Source organism: Geothrix sp. (assembly GCF_030219325.1).
Lineage (GTDB): Bacteria > Acidobacteriota > Holophagae > Holophagales > Holophagaceae > Geothrix.
In genome coordinates this window covers 1,130,374-1,141,536 of sequence record NZ_CP126625.1, presented here as the reverse complement: position 1 = coordinate 1,141,536, position 11,163 = coordinate 1,130,374, and the positions used below count along the sequence as shown (strand labels likewise).

General features: G+C 67.2%; 9 protein-coding genes. 4 read left to right on the top strand and 5 right to left on the bottom strand.

The genetic code is table 11. The features are described from left to right. Positions 1-83 precede the first annotated feature (83 nt). Entirely contained in the window at positions 84-938 is an 855-nt protein-coding gene (locus QOZ81_RS05050) for a substrate-binding domain-containing protein (protein ID WP_291200640.1), read from the bottom strand. Between the two features lie 291 nt (positions 939-1,229). On the opposite strand from QOZ81_RS05050, the gene QOZ81_RS05045 reads away from it, so the two are divergent. From QOZ81_RS05045 to QOZ81_RS05035, 3 genes are read left to right on the top strand one after another with little or no spacing between them, the layout of a single operon-like run. Further along, positions 1,230-2,807: an acyl--CoA ligase family protein gene (locus QOZ81_RS05045; RefSeq protein ID WP_291200644.1), complete on the top strand. Its 1,578-nt coding sequence runs from the start codon at positions 1,230-1,232 to the stop codon at positions 2,805-2,807. A gap of 16 nt (positions 2,808-2,823) precedes the next feature. Continuing rightward, entirely contained in the window at positions 2,824-4,722 is a 1,899-nt protein-coding gene (locus QOZ81_RS05040; protein ID WP_291200647.1) for a DUF294 nucleotidyltransferase-like domain-containing protein, read from the top strand. 8 nt (positions 4,723-4,730) lie between these two features. Next, positions 4,731-5,438 (top strand): 3'-5' exonuclease, encoded by a 708-nt coding sequence (locus QOZ81_RS05035; RefSeq protein ID WP_291200650.1) that lies wholly within the window; start codon positions 4,731-4,733, stop codon positions 5,436-5,438. 59 nt (positions 5,439-5,497) lie between these two features. Here the strand turns inward: QOZ81_RS05035 and QOZ81_RS05030 are convergent, their stop codons facing one another. Further along, the gene (locus QOZ81_RS05030; protein WP_291200653.1) at positions 5,498-7,171 is read right to left on the bottom strand and encodes a cation acetate symporter; all 1,674 of its coding nucleotides are present in this window, start codon (positions 7,169-7,171) and stop codon (positions 5,498-5,500) included. Next, positions 7,171-7,491 carry a DUF485 domain-containing protein gene (locus QOZ81_RS05025; RefSeq protein ID WP_291200656.1) on the bottom strand — a complete coding sequence of 107 codons (321 nt, stop codon included), beginning with the start codon at positions 7,489-7,491 and terminating at the stop codon, positions 7,171-7,173. Before QOZ81_RS05025 ends, QOZ81_RS05030 begins: the two co-directional genes overlap by 1 nt. A gap of 55 nt (positions 7,492-7,546) precedes the next feature. Here QOZ81_RS05025 and QOZ81_RS05020 point away from each other — a divergent pair, with 55 nt between their 5' ends. Next, positions 7,547-8,002: a chorismate mutase gene (locus tag QOZ81_RS05020; protein WP_300715355.1), complete on the top strand. Its 456-nt coding sequence runs from the start codon at positions 7,547-7,549 to the stop codon at positions 8,000-8,002. Positions 8,003-8,013: 11 nt separating this feature from the next. Here the strand turns inward: QOZ81_RS05020 and QOZ81_RS05015 are convergent, their stop codons facing one another. Both QOZ81_RS05015 and QOZ81_RS05010 read right to left on the bottom strand, forming a co-directional pair. Further along, positions 8,014-9,321 carry an NAD(P)/FAD-dependent oxidoreductase gene (locus tag QOZ81_RS05015; RefSeq protein ID WP_300715354.1) on the bottom strand — a complete coding sequence of 436 codons (1,308 nt, stop codon included), beginning with the start codon at positions 9,319-9,321 and terminating at the stop codon, positions 8,014-8,016. Beyond that, positions 9,318-11,162, bottom strand: coding sequence for a peptidase U32 family protein (locus QOZ81_RS05010; RefSeq protein ID WP_291200665.1), 1,845 nt, complete (start codon positions 11,160-11,162; stop codon positions 9,318-9,320). The genes QOZ81_RS05015 and QOZ81_RS05010 overlap by 4 nt, the downstream gene beginning before the upstream one ends. Position 11,163 lies beyond the last annotated feature (1 nt).

Here is an 11,163-nt window from a genome sequence, read left to right as displayed (position 1 = left end):
CGTCAGGCGTGGAGAGCCATCCTATTTCGAGGATGGACAAGGTTCACTTTCTGACTGGTCAATCTGGGAATGCCCGTTTCGGGTTACCTGGAAGCGTGCGCCGCCTTCCATGCTTTGGATTCGGGGATGAACAGGGACTGGCCGTACTTCTCCTTGCCAAACTCCGCGATGAGCTTCTGGCCCCGATCAGCGGCGGTGAGCCAATCCAGGAAGGTCATTGCATCCTTGAGGTTGGCCTTCGGGCACTTGGCCGGGTTCACAGGGATCAGAGACATGTGGTTCAGCAGCACCTCGTCCCCTTCCACCAGAATGACCAGCTTGATGCGGTCCTTCGCACCCAGGTAGCTTGCCCGGTCGATGACGGTGTAGGCACCCTGAGCATCGGTGTAGAGAAGCGTTGGAACGTTGCCCTCACTGCCCTTGGAGAAGGCTTTGTACCAGGCTCCTTGAGGCTTCACGCCCGCCTTGGACCAGAGTTCCTTTTCGGCCACATGAGTGCCTGAATTGTCGCCACGCGTGATGAACGGTGAAGATTTCTCAGCGAGGGTTTGAAGGGCCACGACAGCGCTCTTGGAACCCCTGATACCGGCAGGATCCGAAGCCGGCCCCACAATGACGAAATCGTTGTACATGAGCGGCACCCGCTGGAGTCCGTAGCCTTCGGCCACGAACTTCTCCTCAAGAGCCTTGGCATGCACCAGGGCCAGGTCCACGTTGCCCTGTCTGGCCAGGTCCAAGGCCGCGCCAGTCCCTGCCCCCACATGCCTGACGCGGATGCCGGTCTCCTTCTCAAAGGCGATCTCCAGAGCGTCCACAATCCCGGCATCAATGGGGCCGATCGTACTAGCCAGGTAGACGAAGCCCTTGCTCTCCTGGGCTGCCACCCGCAGAGGCAGAAGAACCAGAACGGAGACGAAGAATCGCAGCCAGCCCTTCAAGATCCACCTCCCAATCCTTGTTGCAACTCCCCCGAAAGAGGGGCACAGCACGCTTCCATTTCATCGGAATGCAATCATCCGGCCGTCGTCCCTTCCTTCAGGGCCCACGATGATCTTATACAAATATAACGACCAGGAGATCGCCTTCCCCAACAACCTCGGCCTCGGAGAACCTGGCCGGCCGAAGATTGAGGGATGGGACCCGGGCCGGGGCTGTGGCATTGTGGCTACAACTCCCTTGCAACCCAACGCCATTCCCTCATTCGGGGATGGCTCGGCATGAGGCCTCCTATGCAGCCCTCCCCTTCCCTGCCCCGGGTCACCCAGCCCAACCGCCAGGAGCTCTCGCCCATCTTTCTGCTCGAGCGGGCGGGCGAGGTGTTCGCGGAACGCCCCGCCGTCACGGATGGCGACCAGCGATACACCTGGCGGGAATTCCGCGACCGGGCTAGGCGCTTCGCCTCGGCGCTGCGGGCGGGCGGTCTCCAGAAGGGTGATCGCGTGGCCTTCCTCGCCTTCAACTCCGAGCCGCTGCTGCTGGCGCACTTCGCGGTCCCGCTGGCGGGGGGCATCCTGGTGGCGATCAACACCCGCCTGAACCCGGATGAGATCGCCTACATCGTGAGCCACAGTGGGGCCACCAAGGTCTTCGTGTCGCCCGAGCTGCTGCCGCAACTGGCCAGCGTGCCGCCGACGGTCCCCCGCATCGTACAGGGCCCCGAGTTCGAGACCCTGCTCCAGGGCGGCTCCGAGGCCCCGGTGGAACCCTGGCTGGCGAGCGAGGACGAGCCCATCACCATCAACTACACCTCCGGCACCACGGGCCGGCCCAAGGGTGTGGTCTACCACCACCGGGGCGCCTACCTGAACGCGCTGGCCATGGTGCTCGACCACCGGGTGCAGGCCGAGTCCCAGTACCTCTGGACCCTGCCGATGTTCCACTGCAATGGCTGGTGCTTCACCTGGGGCCTGGCGGCCGTGGGCGCGGAGAGCATCTGCATTCCCAAGATCGAGTCCGGGCCCACCTGGCGGCTCTTCGATGGCGGCGTCACCCACTTCTGCGCGGCCCCCACGGTCTGCACCATGCTCGTGACCGATCCCGCCGCCCACCGCCTCGAGCGGCCCGTGCGGCTCTTCACGGCGGGGGCGCCACCCTCACCGACGCTCATCGCCCGCATGGCGGAACTCAACTTCCAGCTGGATCACGTGTACGGCCTCACGGAAGTCTATGGCCCCTTCACCATCAACGTGCCGGCCCCCGGGCAGGAGACGCTGCCCCCGGCGAAGCAGGCGGAGCTGCGGGCCCGCCAGGGCATGCCGAACGTCTGTGCCGGGGAGGTGCGCATCGTCGATGGGGACATGCAGGACGTGCCCCGGGACGGCATGACCATGGGCGAGGTGGTCATGCGCGGCAATGTCGTGATGACGGGCTACTTCGAGGACGTGGAATCCACTGAAAGGGCCTTCCACGGCGGCTGGTTCCACTCCGGCGACCTGGGCGTCCAGCACCCGGACGGCGCCATCGAGCTGCGCGACCGGGCCAAGGACATCATCATCTCGGGCGGCGAGAACATCTCGACCATCGAGGTGGAGCAGGCCCTGGTCTCCCACCCCGCCGTGATGGAGTGCGCCGTCATCGCCGTGCCCGACCCTAAGTGGGGCGAGGTGCCCAAGGCCTTCGTGACGCTCAAGCCGGGCGCCTCGGTCACCACGGAAGAGCTGGTCGCGCACTGCCGCACCCGCCTGGCCAATTTCAAGCTGCCCCGGCACATCGAGTTCGGCGCCCTGCCCAAGACCTCGACCGGCAAGATCCAGAAATTCCTGCTGCGCGACAAGGAGTGGCAGGGCCGCAAGACCCGCATCAACTGAGTGCTAGGGTTGGCCCATGCTGATCGACGAGACGGTCCGGTTCCTGTCCCAGGTCCCCCCCTTCCAGTTCCTGGAGGAGCCCCTGCTGCGGGAACTGGTCCAGAGCCTGACGATGGCCTTCCATCCCAAGGGCGAGGTGATCCTGCACCAGGACGGACCCGTCAGCGAGCACCTGCAGATCATCAAGAAGGGGGCGGTCAAGATCACGCTGCGCCCCGAGGGTAACGGGGATGAGGTGGTGGTGGACTACCGCGAGCGGGGCGAGACCTTCGGCCTGGTCTCGCTCATGGGCGGGCAGCAGCGGACCACCATCCTGGCCATCCAGGACACCACCTGCTACCTGCTGCCGAAGGAGCGGTTCAACGAGCTGGTGCTGAGCCACCCGGCCATCACCGAATACCTGCTCCAGTTCCACCTCACCAAGTACGCCGACATGACCTCCCGGGAGATCCAGGGCAAGAGCCTGTTCCTGGAGAGCAGCGACCACCTGCTGTTCACGGCCCAGGTGGGGGAGATCTGCCAGCGGTTCACCACGGTCGTGGAGGCGGACACGAGCATCCGCCAGACGGCCCGCCGCATGGCGGAGGAGCGGCAGAGCGCGGCCCTGGTGGTCGGGCCCAACGGGGAGCCCATCGGCATCCTCACGGATTCGGATTTCCGCACCCGGGTGGTGGCCGAGGGGCAGCCCATCGACGGCCCGGTCTCGCGGGTGATGAGCCACCCGGTGGTTTCGGTGGACGAGCAGGATCCCTGCTTCGAGGTGGTGCTCAAGATGCTGCAGTGCGACATCGAGCACGTGGCCGTCACCCGGGGGGGCGCCATCCGGGGCGTGGTGACCAACCATGACTTCCTGGTGCTGCAGGGGCGGAGCCCCCTGGCCTTCTCCGAGGACATCGAGCACCAAACCACCCTGGAAGGCCTGGCACCCGTCTCGCGCAAGGCCATGTCCATCATCGGCGTGCTGCTGCGCGAGGGCGCCCGGGCCACCAACATCATCCGCATCATCTCGGAGCTGAACGACCGGGTGGTGCGCAAGGTGCTGGAACTGGCCGAGCGGGAGCTCGGGCCCCCGCCCGTGCCCTACTGCTGGCTCGCCCTGGGCAGCGAGGGGCGCAAGGAGCAGACCTTCCGGACCGACCAGGACAACGCCCTGATCTATGCGGATGTCTTCGACAGCCAGAAACCCAGGGTCGCAGAGTACTTCCGGCGCTTCGCGGTGTTCATGCGCAATGGCCTGGTCCAGTGCGGGTTCGAGGCCTGCCCGGCCAATTACATGGCCAGCAACCCGGACTGGTGCCAGCCCCTCGCCCAGTGGAAGCGGTACTTCAGCACCTGGATTTCCGAACCCACCCCCGAGGCCGTGCTCAAGTCGCTCATCTTCTTCGATTTCAGGCCGCTGCACGGCGACCGGTCCCTGGCCTGGGGCCTGCGGGAGCACTTCGGCCGGCTCATCCCGGACTACCCGACCTTCCTGGGCTTCCTGGCCAACATGCTCGTGCGCAACCGGCCGCCCCTGGGCTTCTTCGGGGGAGTGGCCGTGGAGCGGAACGGCGAGCACAAGGATGGCCTGAACCTGAAGATCAAGGCCGTGGCGCCCCTGGTGGACATCGCCCGGCTCTTCGCCCTGGAGAAGGGGATCCAGCAGGTCTCCACCGTGGACCGCCTGGAGGCGCTGCGGAGCGGCACCTCGCTCATCTCGGATCTGGTGGACGAGTTGGAGTATTCCTTCGAGTTCGTCACCCTGCTGAGGATCCACCACCAGTACCGGCAGGCGGAGGCCGGGCAGCCCATCGACAACTTCATCCGCTACGACGGCCTGAGCAGCCTCGAGCGGCAATCCCTCAAGAACGCCTTCCGCCTCATCCTCAAGGTCCAGGACCAGGTCATGGACCGGTACAAATCCTTCATCATCTGAGGCGCAGCATGGGTCTGATGGCATGGGGCCGGGGGAAGCTGGGCGGGTGGTCACCCGGCGGGGACCTGCCGGTTCCCGAGCTCCGGTTCACAGTGCTCGATACGGAACTGACCGGCCTCGACGCCCGCCGGGATGACATCATTGCCATCGGGGCCCTCCACATGCAGGGCGGGCGGATCGAGCTGGGGAACGCCTTCCAGGAGCTGGTGAAACCCACCGCCGTGCTCGATGGCCGCACCGTCGTGATCCACGGCATCACCCCCTCGGAGCTGGAGGCCCGGCCCGCCATCGGCGAGGTGCTGGCCTCCTTCCTGGACTACGCGGCGGGCACCGTCCTGGTGGGCCACTGCCTCGCCCTCGACCTGGCCTTCCTCAACCGGGATGCCAAGCGGTCGGGGCGGGCCCCCTTCCGCAATGCGGCGGTGGACACCCTGTCCCTGTTCGGCTGGCTCCGGCGGCGCTCCGTGGACCACCCCGCCTTCGCCCTCGAGCTTCCGGCCCCCAGCCTCTTCGACCTGGCCGAAGCCTTCGAGATTCCGGTGGAAGCAGCCCACTCGGCCATTGGAGATGCCTACGTTACCGCCCAGCTCTTCCAGCGCTTCCTGCCCCTGCTCCAGCAGGCGGGCGTCGCGAGCCTCTCGGGCCTGCGGAGGGTCGGGGATCCCCGCCGTCAGCTGGCCAGCCTGGCAGACCAGGAGGGCCACACGCACTTCTGAACCAGAAACGGCCGGGGAGGGGGATCCCGGCCGTCCTGGACACCTGGCCGAGCCAGGCTTCAGTGTTTGGTGGCGGTGGCGGCACCGAAGCCCGTCTGGGCCCGGACGTACTGATCCTCGAAGGCCTCGATCTCGGCCTTCGCGCGTTCGCTGCCATCCAGCTTGGAGAAGATGAAGGCCAGCAGGAAGGCGATGGGCATGGCGAAGAGGGCGGGCTGGGTGTAGGGGAAGAGGGCCGCCTTGTTGCCGATGACGTCCACCCACACCGACTTGGAGAACAGCACGAAGAGCACGGCGGACACGAGGCCGCCGTAGCCGCCCCAGAGGGCGCCGCGGGTGGTGAGCCCCTTCCAGTACATGGAGAGGATGAGCACCGGGAAGTTCGCCGCGGCCGCCACGCCGAAGGCCAGGCCCACCATGAACGCGATGTTCTGCTTCTCGAAGAGGATGCCCAGCACGATGGCCACGAAGCCCAGGCAGATGGTGGCGATCTTGGAGACCTTGATCTCGGTAGACTCCGACGCCTTGCCCTTCATGATGACCCGGGCGTAGAGGTCATGGGAGATGGCGGAGGCACCCGCCAGGGCCAGGCCCGAGACCACGGCCAGGATGGTGGCGAAGGCCACCGCCGCCAGGAAGCCCAGCAGCATGTTGCCGCCCACGGCCTTGGCCAGGTGCATGGCGACCATGTTGCCGCCGCCGATGAGCTTGCCGCCGATCTTCCCGCCCTCGAAGAAGGAGCCGTTCTGGCCCACGATGAGGATGCCGCAGAGGCCCATGAGGAAGATGACGTTAAAGAAGTAGGACACGAAACCCGAGGCGTACAGCACCGACTTGCGAGCCTCCTTGGCGTTGGTGACGGTGAAGAACCGCATGAGGATGTGGGGCAGGCCGGCGGTGCCGAACATGAGGCCGAGCCCCAGGGAGATGGCGGTCACGGGATCGGCGAGCAGGCTGCCCGGATACATGAGCTTGGGCCCGAGCTTGTGCACGGCGGTGGCTTGCTGGACCAGGTTGTGGTACGAGAAGCCGAACCTGCTCATGGCCAGGACCATGACCAGGGTGCCGCCCACGAGGAGCATGCAGGCCTTGATGATCTGCACCCAGGTGGTGGCCACCATGCCGCCGAAGATGACGTAGAACATCATCAGAATGCCCACGACGAAGATGGCGATCTTGTACTCTAGGCCGAAGAGCAGCTTGATGAGCTGTCCGGCGCCCACCATCTGGGCCAACAGGTAGAAGCAGACCACGGTCAGGGAGGAGATCGCGGCCATGGTGCGCACCTTGCCCTGGTCCAGGCGGTAGGCCGTGATGTCGGAGAAGGTGAAGCGGCCCAGGTTCCGTAAGCGCTCGGCCATGAGGAAGAGAATAATGGGCCACCCGGCGAAGAAGGCCAGCATGTAGATGTAGCCGTCGTAGCCCTGGCCGTAGACCATGGCGCTGAGGCCCAGGAGCGTGGCCGCCGACATGTAGTCGCCGGCGATGGCGAGGCCGTTCTGGAAGCCGGTGATGCCGCCACCCGCGGTGTAGAAGTCGGCGGTGGACTTGGTGCGGCTGGCGGCCCAGTAGGTGATCCCCATGGTCAGGGCCACGAAGAGGCAGAACATGATGATGGCGTGCCAGTTGGTGGCCTGCTTCTCCTGGATGCCATCCAGGGCCGGGCCCGCGTGGGCCATGACGGAGGTGGCGAGCAGGCCCAGGGCCAGGCCAATGCGGTTCAGGAGGCGCATCACTTGTTCTCCTTCCAGGCGTCCTTGATGAGGTCCGCGGTCAGTTCGTCGAATTCCCCGTTGGCCCTGCGCACGTACACCGCGGTGAGCACCCAGAAGAAGATGAACATGAAGAGTTCGAAGGCGACCCCGATGGTCACCATGGAGCCCTGGTAGATGGGCCGGCCGAGCAGGGCGGGCTTGAAGGCCACCAGCAGCACGAAGCCGTAGAACATCCCCAGCACGATGAAGGCCAGGGTCCAGGCGAACCGCCCCCGCTTGGCGACGAGTGTCTGGAACTTCGGATTGGTGCGCATGTGCTCGTACATCTCACTGCTCATGGCAGGACCCCTCCTATGGTTTGGAATATGGACCTGCTCCATCCCATGGGTGGGAATGGAGGCAGGCTGGCATGGATGTAGGATGAACTGGGGCCAAGGCTACTCGGAATGGAACCGCCGCATCCATCCAGCGGGCGAGAATGTGCTTAAAAGCACACCGGGATCCAACCTGGATGATGCGAAGAGCCGCAGCGGCATTATCGGCAAGGGAGGGGAAGTGGTGCATTCGAACCAAGATCCGATCATCCAGGCCCATCGGGCGCAGATCGCCGAGCTCGACCTGAGGGTCCTGGAGGCGCTCAACGCGCGGATCGGGCTGGTCAGGCGCCTCAAGGAGCACAAGGAAGCCCAGGGGATCAGCTTCTTCGATGCCGCCCAGGAGGATCGGCTCCTCGCCGCCCTGCGCCAGGCCAACCGCGGCCCGCTGCCGGACGAAGGGCTGGACGCGATCTTCCGGCTCATCCTGGCGTGGACCAGGCGCGCCGCATCCGGGGAAGCCCAGGCCGATTGAGGCACCACGCTTCAGGGCGTCAGGGAGGCCCCCCCGAGCCATGATCCGACGGCCTGCCGGGCCGCGGATTCCCCCGCCAGCCAGCCTGTGGAGAACGCGATCTGGAGGTTGTAGCCACCGGTGTTCGCGTCCAGGTCGAGCACCTCGCCCGCGAAGTGGAGGTTCCCCACCTTCCGCGAGGCCATGGTCCTGGGGTCGATGTCCTTGAGGGAGACGCCACCGGCGGTGACGATGGCCTCCTCCCAGCTCCCGTGGCCCGTCACCTCGAAGCGCAGCTCCTTGAGCAGGCCCAGCAGCTGCTTCCGCTTCGAGCCCTGGATCTGAGCCGCGGGTGCCGATGGGCCCAGGCCGAGGCGCTCGCAGAACACCGCCACGAGAGGCGTCGGCAGGAGCGACCGCAGCAGGGGGCCGCAGGTGCCACCCACATGGGCCTCGAGATCCCGCGCCAGCCTCGCCTCCAGCTTCGCCGGATCCAGGGCCGGTTTCAGATCGAGGGTCATTGCCACCATCCGACCGGCGGCCATGGCGTCCACGACCTTCCGGCTGAGCCGGAGGACGCTGGCGCCCGCCAGTCCTCTGGCCGTGAATTCCACTTCGCCAAATTCGCTGGCCTGCTTCTTCCCGTCGATCCAGAGGGTCAGGTTGACGTTCTTGAGGGTGAGTCCCTGGGCACCTTCATGGACCGGACGCGTCTCGATGCGCACCAGGGAGGGCCGCAGGGCTTCGATCCGGTGCCCGGTGGCCTCGGCGAAGCGGTAGCCGTCCCCCGTGGACCCCGTGGCGGGATAGGACTGCCCGCCGGTGGCGAGGATGCCACAGCGGGCCTCGATCTCCAGTGGCGTCCGGGACGACTTGCGCGCAACCCCAAGGCCGGTGAACACGCCCTCGTGGATCACCAGGCGCTCGACCCGGGCGTGGGGGAGGATCTCGACGCCCTGGGCCCCGGCCCAGGCCACCAGGGCGTCCGCCACGTCCCAGGCCAGATCGCTGGCGGGGAACACGCGGTCGCCGCGTTCCACCTTGGTCGCGACGCCCTGCGCCTCCAGCAGCGCGATCAGGTCGCGGTTGAAGAAGGCCTGGAAGGCCTGGCGCAGGAAGCGCGGCTCCGGCTGGATCTCCTTGAGCTGCTCCTCCAGCGCCTTCATGTTCGTGATGTTCGCCCGCCCTTTGCCCGTGATCCGCAGCTTGCGGGCCGGCTTCTCCATCTTCTCCAGCAGGAGGACGCGGGCGCCCAGCATGGCGGCCCGTCCCGCCGCCAGCAGACCCGCGGGTCCCGCGCCGACCACCACCACATCCCAGGCCCCTTCGCCGGGCTTCACCCCTGCCCCTGCGGCTCGCAGAGCACCAGCTCCATGCGGCACCGGGCGCAGTCGAAGCGGCATTCCAGGCGCGTGGGGCCGTTCTCCAGGAAGACGGGTCCCTGGGGTTCCGGCACGCGGACCCAGGGCTCGGGGTTCTCATGCACATGGCACCAGCCCATCTCGTACTTCACGCAGTGCCGCGTGGTCATCACCACCCGGCCGTCGAGGCTGGCCTGTAGCTCCGCCGCCGGTTCGAGGACCTGGGCGCCCGCCTGCTCGTAGAAGGCGCGGGCAGCCCGGTTGGCGATGTTCCAGGTGAAATCCAGGCCGCGCACGGGCAGCGGATTCAGCTTCGGCGCCCGCGCCCGGCGCCCCTCCCGGGTCCGCGGGGCCCGGCGCAGGGCCTCCAACGCAGTGGCTGCATCCCGGCGGAGGGCGTTGAGCGCGCTGACCGGCACGAAGCGCGGTTCGGCCACCTGCAGCCCCGCCAGTTCGAAGGGCGTGTTCCCCAGGCGGCCCAGGGCCTCCTGGATGGTCCTGGCCGCGGCCTCCGCGTCCCGGGGCGACGCGAAGTCCCCCGGGGCCTGGGCTTCCCCATGGAGACCGGCGGGGTCCTCCAGGCGCAGGCGCACGGCCCCCTCCGGGAAGTCCAGCGTGGCCTGCACCGGGATGCGGCGCTCCACCTTGGCGCTGCGCAGGGCCCTGAGCCAGTGCAGGTCCAGGTTGCGGTGCAGCCGCGTGCCGGGCCGGATGCGGGAGGGATCCTGCACGAAGAGCTGGCGGGGTTCCACGGCGTTGATCACGGTACCCGCCACCTCGACGCCATCCACGAAGGCCAGGCCATCGCCGGGATGCAGGTCCGTGGTCGCGTCCAGCACCAGCCGGTCGCCCTGGATGGAGCGCACCTCGCCGATGAACTCGCCCAGGTGCCGGCCTGAATCCAGGTTCCCCATGGGCCGGCGCTCTCCGTCGATGCGGTAGCTGGACAGCCCCCGCTGGAAGGTCTTGGTGGGATCCGGCGCGAAGGTCTGGCTCACGGAGCCGAGAGAGGCCCGGCCCAGCTCGGGCCGCCGCTGCAGCAGCTCGTCGAGCTTGCGGCGCACCTGGCTGACGATGTTCTTCACGTAGTCCGCATCCTTGAGGCGCCCCTCGATCTTGAAGCTCAGGATGCCGGCGTCGGCCAGCTCCTCCAGGTGGTCGGAAAGATCCAGATCCCGGATGTTCAGCAGATGCTTCTCCCGCACCACCACCCGGTTCGACGCATCCACCAGGTTCCAGGGCGCGCGGCAGGGCTGGGCGCATTCCCCGCGGTTGCCGCTGCGGTCGCAGATGGCGCCGCTCAGGTAGCACTGCCCGCTCTCGCCCACGCAGAGGGCCCCGAAGACGAAGGCCTCCAGCTCGATGTCCGCGGCCCCGTGGATGGCCCGGATGTCGTCCAGACTCAGCTCCCGGGCCAGGATGGCGCGACTGAAGCCCGCGCTGGCCAGGAAGGCCACGCGCTCCGGACTGTCGCAGGCCGCCTGGGTGCTGGCGTGCAGCGGCAGCGGTGGCAGGTCCATCTGCAGGAAGGCCATGTCCTGGATGATCAGGGCATCCACGCCGGCCTCGTACAGCTCCCAGGCCTGGCGCCGCGCCGCCTCCAGCTCGGCGTCGAACAGGATGGTGTTGAGGGTCGCGAACACCTTCGCGCCCCAGAGCCGCGCCTCCCGCGTGACCTGCTCGAAATCCTCCAGCCCATTCCCCGCCGCCTGCCGGGCGCCGAACTGGGGACCGCCCATGTACACCGCGTCCGCCCCGCAACGCAGCGCGAGGATGCCCTGTTCCGCATTCTTGGCGGGGGCGAGGAGTTCGAGAGCCATG

Bases quoted from the DNA above. Each gene is read 5' to 3' on its own strand.
- QOZ81_RS05030 (WP_291200653.1), bottom strand. From the start codon at position 7,171: ATGCGCCTCCTGAACCGCATTGGCCTGGCCCTGGGCCTGCTCGCCACC.
- QOZ81_RS05035 (WP_291200650.1), top strand. From the start codon at position 4,731: ATGGGTCTGATGGCATGGGGCCGGGGGAAGCTGGGCGGGTGGTCACCC.
- QOZ81_RS05025 (WP_291200656.1), bottom strand. From the start codon at position 7,491: ATGAGCAGTGAGATGTACGAGCACATGCGCACCAATCCGAAGTTCCAG.
- QOZ81_RS05010 (WP_291200665.1), bottom strand. From the start codon at position 11,162: ATGGCTCTCGAACTCCTCGCCCCCGCCAAGAATGCGGAACAGGGCATC.
- QOZ81_RS05045 (WP_291200644.1), top strand. From the start codon at position 1,230: ATGCAGCCCTCCCCTTCCCTGCCCCGGGTCACCCAGCCCAACCGCCAG.
- QOZ81_RS05040 (WP_291200647.1), top strand. From the start codon at position 2,824: ATGCTGATCGACGAGACGGTCCGGTTCCTGTCCCAGGTCCCCCCCTTC.
- QOZ81_RS05020 (WP_300715355.1), top strand. From the start codon at position 7,547: ATGGAGGCAGGCTGGCATGGATGTAGGATGAACTGGGGCCAAGGCTAC.